We start from the raw sequence: 17,506 nt of genomic DNA on the forward strand, positions 1-17,506 counted from the left end.
GTGGCGGAGGATTAGGCTTTCCGGCACAGGCTCAGACAAGCGAGAGGACTTGCGCGGTGGAGTACGTCGAGCACGTGGTTGACCTGGTCGGTGATACCCCGCTGGTGAAACTGAACACCCTGAACGCAGGGGCGGCGACGCCGGTGCTGGCCAAGGTCGAATACCTCAATCCGGGCGGTAGCGTGAAGGATCGCATCGCGCTGCGGATGGTGGAAGCCGCCGAGGCCTCCGGTGAGTTGCGCCCCGGGGGCACGATCGTGGAACCGACCTCCGGAAACACCGGTGTCGGACTGGCGATGGTGGCCCAGCGCAAGGGATACCGTTGCGTGTTCGTCTGTCCCGACAAGGTCAGCGAGGACAAGCGCAACGTGCTGGAAGCCTATGGTGCCGAAGTCGTCGTCTGCCCGACAGCGGTACCGCCCGAGCACCCCGAGTCCTACTACAGCGTTTCCGATCGGCTCGCCGAGCAGGACGGTTACTGGAAGCCGAACCAGTACAATAACGCGTCCAACCCCGAGTCGCACTACCACTCCACCGGCCCGGAGATCTGGAAGCAGACCCAGGGCCGCATCACCCACTTCGTCGCGGGAATCGGCACCGGCGGCACCATCTCGGGTGTCGGGCGCTACCTCAAGGAGGTTTCCGAGGGGCGGGTGCGCATCATCGGAGCCGATCCGGAAGGCTCGGTGTACTCGGGAGGCAAGGGCAGGCCGTACCTGGTGGAGGGGGTCGGCGAGGACTTCTGGCCGAACACCTATGACCGCGAAATCTGCGATGAGATCGTGGCGGTCACCGATGCGGATTCCTTCACCATGACCCGGGACCTCGCCCGGGAGGAGGCCCTGTTGGTGGGTGGCTCGTGCGGGATGGCCGTGGCAGCGGCCCTGCGCGTCGCGGAACGCGCCGACCCGGACGACGTCGTCGTGGTGCTCCTGCCGGATGGTGGCCGCGGGTACCTGACCAAGGTGTTCAACGACTCCTGGATGGCCTCCTACGGATTCCTCTCGCCCGACCACACCGGTGGTTCGGTCGGTGACGTGCTGCGCCGTAAGGACGGCACCATCCCGGAACTGGTGCACGTGCATCCGAATGAGACCGTCGCCGAAGCCGTGGCGATCATGCGCGAGTTCAGCGTCTCCCAGATGCCGGTGGTCAATGCGGAACCCCCGGTCATGGCCGCGGAGGTGGCCGGCGCCATCAACGAACGCGATCTCCTGGACGCGCTGTTCGCCGGGCGAGCCAACCTCGCCGACCGGGTGGAAACGCACATGTCTCCGCCCCTGCCCACCATCGGGGCCGGGGAGGAGATCAGCGCCGCGATGGCGGCTCTGACCAATGCGGACGGTGCGATGGTGCTCATCGACGGCAAGCCTGCCGGTGTGGTCACACGGCAGGATGTACTCGCCTTCATCGCCGGTCGATGAAGCGTTGTCGTATGCGGACACTACGCTGTCGCACGATCGGATAACGTGTGCGCGACGCACACGCCAGGTTTATGCCCAAGGGGGTCAGGAAACCCGATGAGCTCTCCGCAGCCGCCGGATGGCGGGCAGCAGGAACAGCAGCAGCAGGGATCCGGTGAGCAGCCGGGTGGCGATCCCGCCAATGCCAGTGAGTCCGCCGCCGGCTCCACTCAGATGATCTCTTCGCGGATGGATTCCCAGGAGCAGGAACCGCAGCAGGGCGGAACACAGCAGGACGCGGAGGCGTCCAGTGCGGACTCGACGCAGGTCGTGCGTCCTGCCCAGCCTCCGCAGGAGCAGGCGGCTGATCAGTCGACTCCGGACGGTGACGGTTCGACGCAGGTCGTGCGTCCTGTACAACCCCCGCAGCAGCCTGCCGATCCGTCGCCTCAGGACGGGGGCGGCTCGACGCAGGTCGTGCCGCCGTCGATGCAGCCTCCGCAGCCGATGTACGAGCAGCCCGGCCTGGCCGGCCAGCAGCAGCCCGGCGCGTATCCCGGCCAGCCGCCTCAGCAGGCCGGGATGCCCGGCCAGCCGGGGCAGCCGCCGGGGCAGCCGCCGATGGGCGCAGCTCCCGGCACGCCGAGCGGGGGCTTTCCGGCGCAGCAACCCGGTCAACCCGGCCACCCTGGCCAGCCCGGCCAGCAGCCCGGTGGCTTCGGTGCCCCGCAGCCCCAGGCCGGCTACGGCCAACCCGGGTATGGTCAGCCGGGCATGTACGGCTACGGCGGGCAGAGCAGCGACAACAACAAGTCCGTCGCGATGGCCGCGGCCTGGACAGCGATCGGCCTCGGCGCTCTGAGCGCTCTGCTTCAGATCATCAACCTGTTCATTGTCATCGGTGCTTACAACGATCTCAAGCAGCTCCAGGATCAGTTCGGCGGTATGGCGGAGCAGTACGGGATCGAGGCTCCCGATCCCGCATTGCCCCCGCTCGGGTTGATCGTGACGATATACATCATCCAGATCCTCGTCGCCCTCGCGCTGATCGCCGGTGGCCTTCTGATCAATGGGCGTAAGAACCAGGGGCCGATCCTCGTCGCCGCTGCTTCGGGGGTCTTCGCCGTGGCGGGAATCATCAGCCTGATCGCGTATTTCAGTGTGCTCGGCCTCATCACGCTGCTGCTCGCCGTGGCAACGGGTGTACTCGCGATGCTGCCGCAGACTCGGACCTATGTGTCCGGAGGTGTGGCCGCTGCCGCCGCGGGTGCCTACGGACAGCCGCAGTTCGGTGGTCCGCAGACCGGTGGTTTCGCCCAGCCGCAGCAGCCTTACGGCCAGCCCCAGTTCGGCCAGCAGCAGCCGTACGGTCAGCCGCAGCAGCTCGACCAGTCGCAGTTCGGTGGTCCGCAGACGGGCGGTTTCGCCCAGCCGCAGCAGCCTTACGGCCAGCCCCAGCCCGGCCAGACCGGTGGTTTCGGCCAGCCCCAGCCGGGTCAGCCCCAGCCGGGTCAGCCGCAGCCGTACGGCCAACCGCAACCGTACGGCCAACCGCAACCGTACGGCCAACCGCAGCAGCCGGGTCAGCAGCAGCCGCCCCAGTGGTAACCGCTGCGATCATCGACTGACCCCGCCATGTGGCCCTCGACCTTCCGGTCGGGGGCCACGTGGCGTTCGATGCTTGCCGTACCGGCACACACGACCACGTTCGCGCACAAGACCACAGCGACGAGGCAGGTTCTCCACCGTGCACCCGCAGCAGCCGTATGGCCATCAGCAGCTTCCGCCGCAGCAGCCTTACCAGCAGATTCCGCAGCCGGTCGCGTATGGCCCGCCTGATGGTGCTCCGCAGCCGCCTCAGCAGGGGTGGCCGCCGCCCACCGGACCGCTGCCGAGTGGGATCACCACCATCGTCGCCGCCGTTCTCGGCGCGCTGCTCGGGCTCGCGTGGATCACGCTGATCGTGGCCGTGCTCGTGACTGTCGGCTCCGACGACATCGAGGTGGAAGGCGTCCTGGTCGTGTCCGGATTCGCCGTCGCTCTCGGGGTGCCGCCGCTCATCGGGTCCATCGGACTTTTCGTACGGAGGAAATTCGGTCGCTGGGTGCTGATCGTGGGGCTCGCGCTGTCGGTGATCGCTTCGGCTTTTCTGGTCGCGACTGCGCTGGATGTTTCCTCGGCCCCGCCGACACCTTTCCTGTTCGGGACACCGGTGCTGGTGTTCTCGATCGCGGGGGTCGTGCTCGCCGCGTTGCCGACCACGGGCCGCTATCTCGCCGCGGCGAAGTCCCTTCGCGCTGCCCGGCAGGCAGCGACCGTGCACTCCCAGCAGCCGTATGCCCCGATGGACCCGTGGCACTTTCCGCAGCAGCCGTACCGTTCAGGAATTGTGTAAAAGTGTTCCTGAGCTGTTGCCTTGCGGCGCAGCGTTGGCCCCGGCTGTGGCTGGGGTCTTCCCGTGGCGGTACCCGGTGCCCGCCTCGGGGGTGGGCGGGTGTGGGTTTCCAGCGGGCGTGTTTTGCGTCCCGGCGCGACTCTCCGTGGACGGTGCCACTGTTTCGTCCGCGAGGCGGGCGAGGTTGCGGGCGGCGTTGAGATCGCGGTCGATATGTAAACCGCAGGCCTGGCAGTGAAACATCCGCTCGGACAGGCGCAATGTGGCTTTCACCGCGCCACAGTCCGAGCAGGTCTTGTTGGAGGGATACCACCGGTCGGCGAGGACCAGTGTGGAGCCGCGCCAGGTGGTCTTGTATTCGATCTGGCGGCGGAATTCGGCCAGGCCGGCATCGCTGATGGCGCGGGCCAGGTGGTGGTTGGCCAACATGCCCGCCACGTGCAGGTCTTCGAGCACGATCGTGCCGAAGGTGTTCGCCAGCCGGGTGGTGAGCTGGTGCAGGGCTTCGCGGCGCAGGTTCGCGAGGCGCGCATGCAGCTTCGCGATCTTGGCCCGGGTTTTTCGCCACCGGGCCGAGGGTTGCTGCCTGGTGCGCCGGTCGGGGCCGTGTTGCCGGGCCGCTCGGCGCTGCAGCCGCCGCAACTCCCGCAGCGCCACGGCCAGGTGTTTCGGAGGGGCGATGACCTCTCCCGTGGACAGCATTGCCAGGTTTGTCACCCCCCAGGTCCACCCCGACCACCGTCTCGGGCTGGGTCGGGGCTGGGTCCTGGCGCTGGATCTCCACGGAGAACGAGACCCACCACCGGCCCTGCTGGTACGAGATGGGCGCCGAGCGGATCCGGGCGTGGCCTCGCTCGACGTGGCGAGCCAATTTGCGCGTCGACTCATGCGCACGGTGCCGATGCGGGGCAGTGTCACGTGCCTGCGGTCGGCCTCGGCCAACCCGAAGGAGCCCGTGGTGAACCGGCAGGAGGCCCGGCCCCGCTTGGCGGCGAACCGGGGAAACCCCACCGGCTTGCCCCGGCGGTTGCCCGCCCGGCAGGCGTGCCAATTGGCCAGCGCGGTTGCCAGGTTCGCCAGGCCCGACGAGTAGGCTTCCTTGGAGTTCTCGGCCCACCACGGCGCGACCGTGTCCTTGACCTGATTCCACAGCTTGCGCACCCCATAGGCCGACCACGGCACCGCCGGAGTCAACTGCTCGTCCGAGAGTGCATAAGAGCGTTCGGCCTCCCGCTGGGCCAGATTCGCCCGAATCAGGTCCAGTGCCCAGTTGAACGCGAACCGCTGCGCCCCACAATGCGACGCCAACGCCTGCTGCTGCGGCGGCGTGGGATCCAACGCGAACCGATACGCCTGCACCACCCGACCCGAAACGCCGGCAGAACCCTCCTCCTGGTGCTGCCCGGCGGGAACGCACACGCGACCGGTCACACCATGCCCATGCCCACTGGCCGGTGTCATCACCCCAGCGAGTGAAACACCAGTTCGACAACCAACAGCGCCACCACGCACAGAGCAACACAGAACACCCCACCCCGACACACCACCACCAACAGCCCCCAACCCCCAGCAACCCCCGTATCCCCAGCAGGGCTACCCGCCGCAGCCGGGAGTGCCCCACCGGTACTGAGGGTGGCCGACCCGGTCGGGCACCACTCCGGCAGCCGAAAGGAGCGCGCGGCAGCCGAGACCGTAGGCTGCGGTGTATGACCGACGGCTTCGCCACCCGCGCAATCCATGCGGGTCAGGAACCAGACCCCACCACCGGATCCGTCATCACGCCGATCCACGCGACGTCCACGTATGCTCAGGACGGTGTCGGTAACCAGCGTCAGGGTTACGAGTACTCCCGCACCGGCAATCCCACGCGCTCGGCATTGGAGGAATGCCTGGCGTCCCTGGAAGGCGGCAAGTACGGGCGGGCTTTTGCCTCCGGCATGTCGGCCACCGATGCGGTTCTGCGGGCGACGCTGCGTCCCGGTGACCATCTCATCATTCCGGACGACGCCTACGGCGGCACCTTCCGGCTCATCGACAAGGTGCTGACCGGCTGGGGGATCGACTACACCCCGGCACCGGTGACCGACGTGGATGCGGTGCGGGCTGCGATCCGCCCGAACACCAAGGTGATCTGGACCGAGACGCCGACCAATCCACTGCTCAACATCGCCGATCTTCCGGCGCTGGCCCAGCTCGCCCACGACACCACCACTCGGCTGGTCGTGGACAACACGTTCGCCTCACCGCATCTGCAGCAGCCACTGGAGTTCGGCGCGAGCATCGTCGTGCACTCGACGACGAAGTATCTCGGCGGGCATTCCGATGTGGTCGGGGGTGCCGTGATCACCTCGGACGACGAGATCGCGGACCAGGTCGCGTTCCTGCAGAACACCGCGGGCGCTGTTCCCGGACCGTTCGACGCCTGGCTGACCCTGCGCGGCTTGAAGACCCTGGCGGTGCGCATGGAGCGGCACAGCCGTAATGCCGAGAACCTGGTGGCCGCACTCCGCGACCACCCGAAGGTGGCGAGGGTCTTCTATCCGGGGCTGGAGGACCATCCTGGTCACCAGGTCGCTGCCAAGCAGATGCGTCACTTCGGCGGCATGGTCTCGTTCACGCACGTCGACGGTGAGCAGGCCGCCCTCGATGCTTGTGCGCGCACGCGTCTGTTCACGCTGGCCGAGTCGCTCGGTGGTGTGGAGTCGCTGATCGAACATCCCGGCCGGATGACGCATGCGAGCACTGCCGGTTCGTTGCTGCAGGTCCCCGCCGAGCTGATTCGGGTATCGGTCGGTATCGAGGAGTCGGAGGATCTGGTCACCGACCTCCTCTCCGCTCTGGAGTGACCTGCACAGTGCCGGGCATGCTCGGGTGATCCGCTCGGCCGGTCCCCGAGCAGCTCAGCACCCCACCGAGCCAGCCGGTGCACGCCCTGAGGTGACCATCCCTCAGGGACGCAGCAAGGTGACGGTGGAGCTCGCCTCGCCCAGGGGACGCGGAGTGGGCTCAGCGGGCGGTTTCGGGGCGACCGGAATGTCCTCCGGGGAAATGCAACCGCCGACGAGTTCGACGGCACCGTGCTGCATCCGATAGCTACCGGGCTCGTCACATCCTGCGTGGACCACGGTGAGCACGGCGGCCCCGGACAGCACGGTTGCTGTGGCGATGCCGGTGACCAGCGGAATCGTTCCCGAGGCAGGGGTCAGCCGTGCCATGGGTCCTCCCGGAAGCAAGGGTGCCGTGACGCGGCGCCACGGGGACACCCGGTGCAGCAGGACACCGGGTAACCGGCCGATGACGTCGGTGTTGAGGGTACCCAACATCCTGCTCGTGGGCTGGTTCTTACGTTGCCGCGAAAGACACGGCTCGGCGGCGGGAGCACCGGCCCGGGCCGTGGCGCGTGGGAGCATGGGGCCATGTCTCTGGTCACCCTGCAACGCATCCGCTCGGCCGGTGAGCAGTTGGCCGGGATCGTGCGCCGGACACCGTTGGAGCATTCCCGGGGGCTCGGTGAGCAGTGCGGCAGCGAGATATACCTGAAGTGCGAGAATCTCCAGCGCACCGGTTCGTTCAAGCTGCGTGGCGCTTATGTGCGGTTGCTGGGGCTGAGTGCCGAACAGCGCGAGGCCGGTGTGGTCGCTGCCAGTGCGGGCAACCATGCGCAGGGTGTCGCCTTGGCGGCTTCACTCCTCGGGACTCGCTCGACCGTGTTCATGCCCGAGCAGGCGCCGCTGCCCAAAGTGGCCGCCACGCAGTCATACGGCGCCGAGGTCCGGCTGCGTGGTGCGGTTCTGGAGGAGACGCTCGGCGCGGCACGGGAACATGCCGAGCGCACCGGCGCGGAGTTCATCCATCCCTTCGATCACGAGGACATCATCGCCGGTCAGGCCACTGTCGGGATGGAGATTCTGGAACAGCTGCCCGAGGTGCGCACGATCGTGGTGGCGGCAGGGGGTGGTGGCCTGGTCGGTGGGATCGCGGCGGCGGTCAAGGCGCAGCGGCCCGAGGTCCGGGTGATCGCGGTACAGGCCGAGCAAGCCGCCGCGTGGCCGGGTTCGCTGGCTGCCGGTCGACCTGTCCGGCTCACCGGCACGCAGACGATGGCCGACGGAATCGCCGTCGCCGAGCCCGGCCCGGTGACGTACGCGCACGTCTCCGAACTCGTCGATGACGTGGTCACCGTGAGCGAGGAAGCGTTGTCCCAAGCCCTGCTGCTGTGCCTGGAACGCGCCAAGCTCATGGTCGAACCGGCAGGCGGTGCTGCTGTCGCCGGTCTGCTCGAACACCCGGAACGGCTCGTCGGACCGAGTGCCGCGGTGCTGTCCGGAGGCAATATCGACCCGTTGCTGCTGCTGCAGGTGATCCGGCACGGCATGACCTCGGCCGGCCGTTACCTGTCGCTGCGGGTGCGGCTGCCGGACCAACCCGGAGCGTTGGCCGCGCTCCTGGCCGAGCTCGGTCGGTTGGCGGCCAACGTCGTCGACATCGAGCATTCGCGGATTTCCGGTGCCCTGGGGCTCGGGGAGGTCGACGTCGAGATCAGTCTGGAAACCCGTGGCCCCGAGCACCGCGAGCATGTCGTCGCGCAGCTCGAAGCCACGGGGTTCACCGTCGTCGCCAAACGCTGAGCCGACCGGGATCCGACCGCGAAACCGTGTGCCGCTGTGCCTGGGGGAGGGAGCGGTTCTGGGAAAACGTCAACCCCACTGCGTCGAGGTCGGGGACGGGGAGGAGCCGGTACGGCCCCTCCCTCGAATCTCCGCCCACCTGCGCATCAGAGGTTGCCGCGGAGTTCCTGCTCCCGCTCGATGGCCTCGAACAGCGCCTTGAAGTTGCCGATGCCGAAGCCGAGGGAACCGTGGCGCTCGATGAGCTCGAAGAACACCGTGGGGCGGTCACCGATGGGTTTGGTGAAGATCTGGAGCAGATACCCGTCCTCGTCGCGGTCGACGAGGATGCCGTTCTCCTTGAGCGTCTCGATCGGCAGCCGCACCTCGCCGATGCGGGCCCGCAGCTCCGGGTCGTCGTAGTAGGAGTCCGGAGTCTGCAGGAACTCGACACCGGCCGCCCGCATGTGGTTCACGGTGCTCAGGATGTCGTTGGTGGCCAGCGCGATGTGCTGGCAACCCGAGTCGCCGTAGAACTCGAGGAACTCGTCGATCTGCGACTTCTTCTTGCCCAGTGCGGGCTCGTTGAGCGGGAACTTCACCCGGTGGTTGCCATTGGCGACCACCTTGCTCATCAGGGCGGAGTAGTCGGTCATGATGTCATCACCGACGAACTCGGCCATGTTCACGAAACCCATGACGCGGTTGTAGAACGCCACCCACTGGTCCATCTCGCCCATGGCGACGTTGCCGACGCAGTGGTCGACGGCCTGGAACAGGCGTTTCGGTGCCTCGGCCGGTTTCCGGTAGCCGCCGTGCCGGGTGACGTAGCCGGGCAGGTACGGCCCGGAATATCCGGAGCGGTCGATCAGCGTGTGCTTGGTTTCGCCGTAGGTGGCGATGGCGCCCCGGCGCACCGTGCCGTGCTCGTCGGAAACGTCATGGGGCTCTTCGAGCACGGTGGCGCCCTGCGCCCGGGCGTGCTCGATGCACTGGTCGACGTCGGCGACCTCCAGCGACAGATCGACCACACCGTCACCGTGCCTGCGGTGGTGGTCGGCAAGGGGACTGGTGGGATCGACGGCTCCGGTGAGCACGAACCGGGCCGATCCGGACCTGAGCACATAGGCGCGGTGGTCGCGATTGCCGTGTTCGGGCCCGGAGTAGGCCACCAGTTCCATCCCGAAGGCGACCTGGTAGAACAGCGCGCTCTGAGTGGCGTTGCCGACGATGAACACCACGGCGTCCATTGCTTTCACCGGGAACGGGTCCTGAGAGGAGTCGTGGTCGACCAAGCCGACGAGCTGCTGCATCTGGTCGAAGGTGACGTCGTCGATCTCCCCGGTCCGGTTGCCGTGCTGGGCGATGTCGGTCACGGTGCCCTCCTGTGTTGTGGAACGTCTGTGCGCGTCAGCGTGCAGCGGGCGCACATCCTGCGCAACAGGAGGGCAAAACGCTGTACAATCTGCTCAATATCTGATCGGGTGGATGTGTTGTACTGCACATCCTGTATATTCCCGATTCCTTCCTTGCCTCGGCCCCACCCCATCCGGTTGTTTCCCGTACGTCCACGACGGAGAGAGGTGATGTGCCGTGACAGGTACGGGAGAGGAGTCGCCGGACGCACTGGACGCCCGGTTGCTGCTGTTGCTGTCCGACGAACCGAGGTTGGGCGTGCTGGAGTGCTCGCGGCGGCTCGGCGTGGCGCGTGGCACGGTGCAGGCGCGCATGGACCGCATGACCCGACGCGGTGTCCTGCGGGGGTTTCCCCCCGACCTGGACCTGGAGGCGATGGGGTACGGGTTGACGGCCTTCGCCGTGCTGGAGATTTCCCAGGGACAGCGCGCCACGGTCTCCGAGCGGCTCGCGGCGATCGACGAGGTGTGCGAGGTGCACGCGACCACGGGGCAGGGGGACCTCTTCGTGCGCATGGTGGCGCAGTCGAACGCGGACCTGCAGCGGGTGATCGACACGGTGGTCGCCGTGCCCGAAGTACGAAGAACCTCGACGTCGATAGCACTGTCCACGCCCGTGCCGCCCCGGGTGCGCCCGCTGCTGGAACGCCTGGCCTCGTCGGGCTCAGCAGCCGCGGACCCGTCCGTTCCGGATTCGCACGCTCCGAGTCCGTCTGCCCCGAGTCCGTCTGCCTCGAATTCGTCGGGGGACGAATGACGCGGCCGAGCAGAGGATCGCCGCACGGGGATCGTCCCGAACGTACTTCGGCCGGGCTCGAGAACGTCCGAGCCCGGCCGAGGTACTGCGTTCGTGAGTACGGCGCTCGTGTCAGCCCGCGAAGGGCTCTGCCTTGACGAGAGTCACCTGCATCGTGCCCCCGTTGGGCAGGTCGTACTCCCGGGTCTCGCCCTCCTTGGCATCCAGCAGCGCCTGTCCCAGCGGCGAGCTCGGTGAGTACACCTCCAGCTCTCCGTGCGCGCCTTCCTCCCGGTTGGCCAGCAGGAACTGTTCGTCCTCGTCCTCGCCGTCGTAGCGCACGGTCAGTACCGAGCCGGGGCGCGCAATGCCCGATTCCGTGGGCACGTCGCCGACCTTGGCCGTACGCAGGAGCTCCTGCAGCTGGCGGATGCGGGACTCCATTTGTCCCTGCTCCTCGCGCGCCGCATGGTAACCGCCGTTTTCCTTGAGGTCGCCTTCCTCACGCGCCTCGTTGATCTTTTGGGCGATCACCGGGCGGTCGGCCACGAGCTCATCCAACTCAGTTTTGAGCCGGTCGTAAGCATCCTGGGTCAGCCAGGTCGCCTGCATTTCGCTCACGGTCACCACTCCTCGTCGACGGCGGCTCCGCGCTCCGCGGGCCGAAACCTCCCGAGCCCCAGCGGACACGGAATGGAAAAACACGGCCCGTGCGGGACCGTGCTGGTTCCGACGGTAGCACGAGTACGTGCCCGTCGGGAGTGAATTTTCCCAGTAGTGGAGGTTATGCCGGGTTCTTCACCCACTTGGACGTGTTGTGGTGGACAGATATTCCGGAACGTTGTATGAACAGCCGTGGACGCTCCCGGACACGGGTGGTGCGGAGGTGGTCACGACCGTGACCGGATGGGCCGTGCCCTCGGAGGGCGGGACCAGGATTTCCTTACGGCCGGTTTCGGTGCCGTCCAGCGACTTGGCACGCACGACACACACGGCGGGGCGGCTCGGGGAGTCCCGGCGCACTTCGAGAGTGATCCGCAGCGAGTTGTCGTCGAGAGCCCGATAGGTGAGCCGATTGGCATCGATCGGCGGGTTGCCCAGGTTGTTGTAGCCGATGATCGACGCACCCGTCGACACAACGAGCGCGACGGCGAACAGGGACCACCGTACCCAGCGGTTCGGGCCTCTCCGAGAGCGCGAACCGTACCGTCCTTCCGGTAGCTGCCGAGCTGTCACGCGTCTTCGGCCTTTCGGTCCTGCCGTGTGAGTCTGTGCGGTTACCGCTGCAGGTTACCGCTGTCGGATGCCGTTGCCGGAGAGCACCGCAGTGGTACCACCGCAAGACACGGTCGGCACGGTGCCTGTGGTCGTTGGGTAGCCCCTGCCGACGATGAATGTCGGTCCCACGGGAACAATGGAGCAAGACATCCACGTTGAGTATCCCTGGAGTGTTCCGCCCGCAGTCAGCGGGGGCCGGTGATGAGGCAAGCAGGAGGGAATACCGGGCGATGGCCGAGAAGCTGCGTCTGATGACCGTGCACGCGCATCCGGATGACGAGTCCAGCAAGGGTGCGGCCACGACCGCGCGTTATGTGGCCGAGGGGCACGATGTGATGGTCGTCACTTGTACTGGGGGTGAGGCCGGCAGCATTCTCAATCCGGCCATGGAGCGGCCCGATGTGATCGAGAACATGACCGAGATTCGCCGTGACGAGATGGCCCGTGCCGCGGAGATTCTCGGTGTGCAGCACCGTTGGCTCGGATTCGTGGACTCCGGGCTGCCGGAGGGGGACCCGCCGCCACCGTTGCCGGAAGGATGTTTCGCACTCGAGCCGCTGGAAACCACGACTCCGGAGTTGGTTGGGGCGATTCGCGACTTCCGGCCGCACGTGGTCATCACCTACGACGAGAACGGCGGTTACCCGCACCCGGACCATGTGCGCTGCCACGAGGTGTCGATGGCGGCATTCGACGCGGCAGGTGACCCGGAGCTGTACCCGGAGACCGGTGAGCCGTGGCAACCGCTGAAGCTGTACTACTCGCACGGCTTCTCCCGGAAGCGCATGCAACTCTTCCACGATGCGCTGCTCGAGCGCGGACTCGAATCCCCGTATCATGAGTGGTTGCAGAAGTGGGACGCCGCCGCCCGCCCGGATCCACACGATCGGGTGACTACGCGGGTCGAATGCGGCGGTTTCTTCGAGGTGCGCGACGACGCGCTGCGTGCGCACGCCACGCAGATCGATCCGAACAGCCGCTGGTTCGCGACCCCGCTCGACATCCAGCGTGCGCTGTGGCCGACCGAGGACTACGAACTCGTTCGTTCGCTGGTGGACACCACGTTGCCGGAGGACGATCTGTTCGCCGGAGTACAGGAGCGAGTGTGCGCATGAGCGGCACCGAAATGCTGACCACCGTGCTGGCGCAGCCGGAGTTTCCGGGTGGGGATACCCCCGGTGGCCAGGGCGAGGGCTTCGGCAAGTCCACACCGCTGGGCCTGTTCCTGCTGCTCGTTCTGCTGATCGGCGTGGTCTTCCTGGTCCGCTCGATGAGCAAGCATCTCAAGAAGGTCTCGACCCGCTTCGATCAGGAGCGGGCGACAGCGGCGGCGCCTGCCCGGGTCAGAAAGGCCGAAGCCGCCAAGGCCGCAGCAGCCGCCAAGGCCGAAGCCGAGGCGGCCGAGGCGGACGCAGCGGAGAGCGAGGCCTCGCGGGGAGATGGTGCGGCCGAAGCCGAAGACTCCGGGACGGCGAGGTCGCCCGACACCGGGGACGGGAGGAGGACCGCCTGAGGCCTGTCACAGGCGGGGATCGACGGGGTCGGATTCGAGGGCGAGGACGGCGAAGACGCATTCGTGGACGCGCCAGAGCGGTTCGCCCTCGGCCAGGCGGTCGAGGGCTTCCAGCCCCAGGGCGTGCTCGCGTAGTGCCAGGGAGCGTTTCCGGCCGAGTTGGCGCTGCCGGAGTCGGTCGAGATGGCCGGGCTCGGTGTATTCGGGCCCGTAGACCAGCCGCAGGTACTCGCGTCCGCGTACCTTGACGCCGGGTTGCACGAGCCCTTTCCGTCCGCGCACACGGTTGGTGCGGGGTTTGACCACCATGCCCTCGCCGCCGGAGGCGGTGAGTTCCTCCCACCACCGGGTGGCCGCGGCTGTGGACTCGCCGTCCTCGGCGTCGACAGTGCGACGACGGGTGGTGGTGAACGTCTCCGGCGCGGCCTTGGCAAGCCGATCGGCCACCGACAGGTGCCAGTCGTGGTCGACGTCGTGGTAGCTGCGGCCCTCGGTGGCCAGCACCTGGAAAGGGGCGAGGCGGATGCCCGCGAGTCCTTCGGTGGGCCGGCAGTACTGCTGGTAGGCCGCACGGAACCGCTCGACGTCGGCATGTCGCGACTCGGTGCGAGCGGCCAGCTCGCCCACATCCAGTCCGCGCTCCCGAGCCTGCCGCAGCGCGCTGGTCGCACTGCTCAGCGCCGACTCGGCGGCGGCACCGGTACCGGCGTACCGGTCGCGGATGAGCTCGCCGGCTTTGGCGTTCCACGGCAGCAGCTCGGTGTCGAGCAGGAGCCAGTCGCTGCCCAGCTCCTCCCACAGATTCAGCTCGGTCACCGCCGCATGCACGTTCTCCAGCAGGGCGGCGGTCGGTTCGGGTCCGAAGAACGACCGGCCGGTCCTGGTGTGCACCGCACCGCGAATCGCGTCGTGCGGGTCGAAGCCGAACCTGCTCGCGGCGGTGTCACCGTCCCGGCAGAGCAGTACGACAGCGCGTGAGCCCATGTGCTTTTCCTGGCACACCAGCTCGGTCACACCCCAACGCCGATAGTCGGCGAATGCCTGTTCCGGGTGCTCCAGCAGGTCACCGCTGTCCGCGGTGCTGCTCGGCGACATGGTCGGCGGCAGGTACAGCAGGCGGCGCGGGTCGAGGGCGAACCGGCTCATCACCTCCAGTGCGGCAGCCGACTGCTCGGCCTCGGCGGTGATCCTCCCGTGGTGCCGGGTCCGCAGGACGCGACGTCCCGTCACGTCGCCGAGATCGAGAGTGCCGGGCTCGCGCCTCGGTGTCTGTCCCGATGATGTCCCGGTGTGGGGATCGCCGGTGTGCGAGACATCGGTGTGCGAGGTGTCGGTGTGGGACTCGGAGGCAGGAGCTTCGGCGGTCCGCGCGGGCCGGACGGGCTCACTCCAGACCTGCTGCGCGGGCACCGAGACCACCTCGTACTCCGGGTAACGCAGTGCGGTCAGCCTGCCCCCGAACACGCACCCCGTGTCCAGGCACATCGTCCTGTTGATCCACTCGGGTTCGGGCACCGGCGTGTGCCCGTAGAGGACGATCGCCTTCCCCCGGTAGTCGCGTGCCCAGGGATACCGCACCGGCAGGCCGAACTCGTCGGTCTCCCCGGTCGAGTCGCCGTAGAGCGCGAAGCCACGCACGCGACCGGAGGCGCGGCCGTGGTAGCGCTCGGGCAGCCCGGCGTGGGCCACCACCAGGCTGCCGTGATCGAGCACGTAGTGCGCCACGAGGCCGGCGCAGAACTCCTGCGCTCGCCGCTGGAAGTCCTCGTCCTCGCCGGAAAGTTGTTCCAACGATTTCGCCAAGCCGTGCGAGACCGTGACCTTGCGGCCACGCAGCGCCTTGACCAGCTTGTTCTCGTGATTTCCCGCTACGACCAGCGCGTTGCCGGAGTCGACCATGCCCATTGCCAGCCGGAGCACACCCGGCGTGTCGGGCCCACGGTCGACGAGGTCACCCAGCAGGAGCGCCCGGCGTCCCTCGGGATGTTCGGCGTCGACGGCTCGCCCCGCCTCGTCGCGGTGCAGTCGGTAACCGAGCTGCTCCAGCAGCGTCTCCAGCTCACTCCGGCAACCGTGGACATCGCCGATGACGTCGAACGGTCCGGTCTCCTCGCGCCGGTCGTTGAACAGCCGGTTCCAGCGGATTTCGGCGGTTCGCACCTCGGTCTCGTCCCGCAGTACGTGCACGCGCCGGAACCCTTCACGCTGCAAGGACTTCAGCGAGCGGTGCAGGTCCTTGCGCTGCCGCCGGATGACGCCCGCGCCGAACGGCCGGTCGGCGCGGTCTGCGTTGCGCTGAGTGCACACCGATTCCGGCAGGTCGAGCACGATAGCGACCGGAAGCACGTCGTGCTCCCGCGCCAGCCGGATCAGCGCGTCCCTGCCGTGCTTGTGCACGTTCGTGGCGTCGACAACGGTGACCAGCCCGGCGGCGAGTCGCTTGCCCGCGATGTAGTGCAGGACGTCGAAGGCGTCGTTGGTGGCGTTCTGGTCGTTCTCGTCATCGGAGACCATGCCCCGGAACCGGTCGCTGGAGAGCACTTGCGTCGAGCGGAAGTGCTCGGCGGCGAAGGTGGACTTGCCCGAACCCGAGGCCCCGACCAGCACCACCAGCGACAGGTCCGGGAGGTCGAGGATGTGGTCGTCGTTCATGCTCGGGCGTCCTCGCTGTTCGCATCGCTGCGGCTGGGCTCGGTGCTGTTGGAGCGGCCCCGGACCGGCTCGGTACGGCCGGGCTCGGTACGGGTGAACACCGCCAGCTGGGTCGGGTGGCCGAGTTCGGCATCGTGCTCGCCGACGCCATCGAGTTCCGGTGCGTACCCGAACCGCTCCGCGGCTCGTCCGGCCCACGCCGCGAACTGCGCACGGTCCCACTCGAACCGATGGTCCGGATGCCGGTAAGCGCCCACCGCCAGATTCGGGTATCGGACGTTGTACTCCGTGTTGGGAGTGGTGACCAGTACCGTCGCCGGGCGGGCATGGCCGAACACGGCGTGTTCCATCGCGGGCAGGCGCGCGGGGTCGAGATGCTCGATCACCTCCATGAGCACTACCGCGTCGTGCCCGGACAGGGCGGAGTCGGTGTAGGTCAGGGCCGACTGGCGAAGCCGCAGGCGCTGCCGTTGGCGTTCGGGCAACCGCTCCAGCCCGAGCTTGCGCTCGGCGGCGGCGAGCGCCCCCGTGGACACGTCGACGCCGACGATCTTGGTGAAGGCCGCATCGTCGAGCAGGTCGCGCAGCAAGCGGCCGTCGCCGCATCCGAGGTCGACCACGCTGCGTGCTCCCGTGGCCCGGAGACGTTCCAGGACGGCCGACCGGCGCTGCGCTGCCAGCGGTCGACCGGATTCCTGGTGCGGTTCGGGCTCGGAGTCGGGATCGGCCAGTCGGGTGAGCGCGCTGGTGACCAGGGTGCGCGCGTGGGCGAGGTAGCGGCGGCTGATCAGCTCCCGGTCGGGATGCGAAGTCAGCCAGTCCCCGCCTGCCCGCAGCAGCTTGTCGACCTCCTCCTCGGCGACCCAGTAGTGCTTCGTGTCATCCAGCACCGGCAGGAGGACGTAGAGCTGGTTGAGCGCCTCGGCCAGCGGTAGCTCCCCGCGCAGGGTCAACTCGACGTAGCCGACCCGTCCCCACTCCGGATCGGCCAGCGGCCGAGTCTCGACGTGCCAACCGAGGGGAGCGAACAGCCGCTCCAGCAGCTCCGGGGCACCCCCGTCGGGCACGGCGGGCAGCTGGAGGCGCAGCGGGATCGCTTGCCGCACCAGCTCCGGGCGTGCGTCGCAGCGACCGTTCAGCGCCGTCCGGAATACCTTGCCCAGCGCCACGGCCAGTAATGAGGAAGCGACATAGGGCCGGTCGTTGACGTAGGTGCCGAGGGACCGGTCCCCCGAACGACGGGCGTGTCGGGCGAGGTCGACCGGGTTGATCTCGAGCAGGAGTGCCGCCGTGCACTCCTCGGCATCGGCACGGGGATAGAAGACGTGCGCCGTTCCGGCCATGACCTCGAAGGACTGTAGCCGCTCGGGGTGCTTGTGCAGCAGGAACCCGAGGTCGGTCGCCGGATGCGAGTTCAGGGTGGTGCTCAGTGTCAACAGCACGACGACCAGGATGCCTCGAACGGCCTACCGGGCGCAGCCGTTTTCCCGGAACGCTCGCAGGCGCT

At 67.9% G+C, this 17,506-nt stretch carries 15 protein-coding genes; 8 read left to right on the top strand and 7 right to left on the bottom strand.

The features are described from left to right. Positions 1–56: 56 nt before the first annotated feature. The 3 genes from JOF55_RS14390 (at position 57) to JOF55_RS14400 (ending at position 3,798) form a co-directional block, all read left to right on the top strand. Entirely contained in the window at positions 57–1,424 is a 1,368-nt protein-coding gene (locus tag JOF55_RS14390) for a cystathionine beta-synthase (protein ID WP_310274462.1), read from the top strand. Between the two features lie 96 nt (positions 1,425–1,520). Continuing rightward, positions 1,521–3,011: a hypothetical protein gene (locus JOF55_RS14395; protein ID WP_310274464.1), complete on the top strand. Its 1,491-nt coding sequence runs from the start codon at positions 1,521–1,523 to the stop codon at positions 3,009–3,011. A 139-nt stretch (positions 3,012–3,150) separates the two neighbouring features. Further along, the gene (locus JOF55_RS14400) at positions 3,151–3,798 is read left to right on the top strand and encodes a hypothetical protein (protein WP_310274466.1); all 648 of its coding nucleotides are present in this window, start codon (positions 3,151–3,153) and stop codon (positions 3,796–3,798) included. Here JOF55_RS14400 and tnpB read toward each other — a convergent pair. After that, positions 3,784–5,136 (bottom strand): IS607 family element RNA-guided endonuclease TnpB, encoded by a 1,353-nt coding sequence (tnpB, locus tag JOF55_RS14405; RefSeq protein WP_310274467.1) that lies wholly within the window; start codon positions 5,134–5,136, stop codon positions 3,784–3,786. The two genes, JOF55_RS14400 and tnpB, sit on opposite strands and share 15 nt — an antisense overlap. Before the next feature lie 368 nt (positions 5,137–5,504). Here tnpB and JOF55_RS14410 point away from each other — a divergent pair, with 368 nt between their 5' ends. Further along, complete coding sequence (locus JOF55_RS14410; protein WP_310274469.1) at positions 5,505–6,644, top strand: cystathionine gamma-synthase; 1,140 nt, start codon at positions 5,505–5,507, stop codon at positions 6,642–6,644. Positions 6,645–6,746: 102 nt separating this feature from the next. On the opposite strand, the gene JOF55_RS14415 is transcribed toward JOF55_RS14410, so the two are convergent. Next, on the bottom strand, positions 6,747–7,208 hold the full coding sequence (locus tag JOF55_RS14415) for a hypothetical protein (RefSeq protein ID WP_310274471.1): 462 nt from the start codon (positions 7,206–7,208) through the stop codon (positions 6,747–6,749). 6 nt (positions 7,209–7,214) lie between these two features. Here JOF55_RS14415 and ilvA point away from each other — a divergent pair, with 6 nt between their 5' ends. Continuing rightward, positions 7,215–8,426 carry a threonine ammonia-lyase gene (gene ilvA / locus JOF55_RS14420; protein ID WP_310274473.1) on the top strand — a complete coding sequence of 404 codons (1,212 nt, stop codon included), beginning with the start codon at positions 7,215–7,217 and terminating at the stop codon, positions 8,424–8,426. Between the two features lie 146 nt (positions 8,427–8,572). Here ilvA and hppD read toward each other — a convergent pair whose 3' ends face one another. Then, the gene (gene hppD / locus JOF55_RS14425; RefSeq protein ID WP_374727500.1) at positions 8,573–9,718 is read right to left on the bottom strand and encodes a 4-hydroxyphenylpyruvate dioxygenase; all 1,146 of its coding nucleotides are present in this window, start codon (positions 9,716–9,718) and stop codon (positions 8,573–8,575) included. Between the two features lie 280 nt (positions 9,719–9,998). Between hppD and JOF55_RS14430 the strand changes: the two genes are divergently transcribed. Further along, the gene (locus JOF55_RS14430) at positions 9,999–10,577 is read left to right on the top strand and encodes an Lrp/AsnC family transcriptional regulator (RefSeq protein ID WP_310274477.1); all 579 of its coding nucleotides are present in this window, start codon (positions 9,999–10,001) and stop codon (positions 10,575–10,577) included. 111 nt (positions 10,578–10,688) lie between these two features. Here the strand turns inward: JOF55_RS14430 and greA are convergent, their stop codons facing one another. Together greA and JOF55_RS14440 are read right to left on the bottom strand one after the other, a co-directional pair. Continuing rightward, positions 10,689–11,177: a transcription elongation factor GreA gene (greA, locus tag JOF55_RS14435; protein ID WP_310274479.1), complete on the bottom strand. Its 489-nt coding sequence runs from the start codon at positions 11,175–11,177 to the stop codon at positions 10,689–10,691. Between the two features lie 177 nt (positions 11,178–11,354). Continuing rightward, positions 11,355–11,792 carry a DUF4307 domain-containing protein gene (locus JOF55_RS14440; RefSeq protein ID WP_310274481.1) on the bottom strand — a complete coding sequence of 146 codons (438 nt, stop codon included), beginning with the start codon at positions 11,790–11,792 and terminating at the stop codon, positions 11,355–11,357. A 272-nt stretch (positions 11,793–12,064) separates the two neighbouring features. On the opposite strand from JOF55_RS14440, the gene mca reads away from it, so the two are divergent. Further along, positions 12,065–12,949: a mycothiol conjugate amidase Mca gene (mca, locus tag JOF55_RS14445; protein ID WP_310274483.1), complete on the top strand. Its 885-nt coding sequence runs from the start codon at positions 12,065–12,067 to the stop codon at positions 12,947–12,949. Next, positions 12,946–13,347 (top strand): hypothetical protein, encoded by a 402-nt coding sequence (locus tag JOF55_RS14450; RefSeq protein WP_310274485.1) that lies wholly within the window; start codon positions 12,946–12,948, stop codon positions 13,345–13,347. Before mca ends, JOF55_RS14450 begins: the two co-directional genes overlap by 4 nt. Before the next feature lie 6 nt (positions 13,348–13,353). On the opposite strand, the gene JOF55_RS14455 is transcribed toward JOF55_RS14450, so the two are convergent. Both JOF55_RS14455 and JOF55_RS14460 read right to left on the bottom strand, forming a co-directional pair. Then, on the bottom strand, positions 13,354–15,999 hold the full coding sequence (locus JOF55_RS14455) for a polynucleotide kinase-phosphatase (protein ID WP_310274487.1): 2,646 nt from the start codon (positions 15,997–15,999) through the stop codon (positions 13,354–13,356). Further along, positions 15,996–17,441 carry a 3' terminal RNA ribose 2'-O-methyltransferase Hen1 gene (locus tag JOF55_RS14460; RefSeq protein WP_310274489.1) on the bottom strand — a complete coding sequence of 482 codons (1,446 nt, stop codon included), beginning with the start codon at positions 17,439–17,441 and terminating at the stop codon, positions 15,996–15,998. Before JOF55_RS14460 ends, JOF55_RS14455 begins: the two co-directional genes overlap by 4 nt. Between the last annotated feature and the right edge of the window lie 65 nt (positions 17,442–17,506).

The organism is Haloactinomyces albus (assembly GCF_031458135.1).
Lineage (GTDB): Bacteria > Actinomycetota > Actinomycetes > Mycobacteriales > Pseudonocardiaceae > Haloactinomyces > Haloactinomyces albus.

Coding starts and splice junctions, on each gene's coding strand:
- JOF55_RS14455 (WP_310274487.1), bottom strand. CDS start 15,999: ATGAACGACGACCACATCCTCGACCTCCCGGACCTGTCGCTGGTGGTG.
- ilvA (WP_310274473.1), top strand. CDS start 7,215: ATGTCTCTGGTCACCCTGCAACGCATCCGCTCGGCCGGTGAGCAGTTG.
- JOF55_RS14415 (WP_310274471.1), bottom strand. CDS start 7,208: ATGCTCCCACGCGCCACGGCCCGGGCCGGTGCTCCCGCCGCCGAGCCG.
- JOF55_RS14410 (WP_310274469.1), top strand. CDS start 5,505: ATGACCGACGGCTTCGCCACCCGCGCAATCCATGCGGGTCAGGAACCA.
- JOF55_RS14395 (WP_310274464.1), top strand. CDS start 1,521: ATGAGCTCTCCGCAGCCGCCGGATGGCGGGCAGCAGGAACAGCAGCAG.
- JOF55_RS14450 (WP_310274485.1), top strand. CDS start 12,946: ATGAGCGGCACCGAAATGCTGACCACCGTGCTGGCGCAGCCGGAGTTT.
- hppD (WP_374727500.1), bottom strand. CDS start 9,718: ATGCAGCAGCTCGTCGGCTTGGTCGACCACGACTCCTCTCAGGACCCG.
- mca (WP_310274483.1), top strand. CDS start 12,065: ATGGCCGAGAAGCTGCGTCTGATGACCGTGCACGCGCATCCGGATGAC.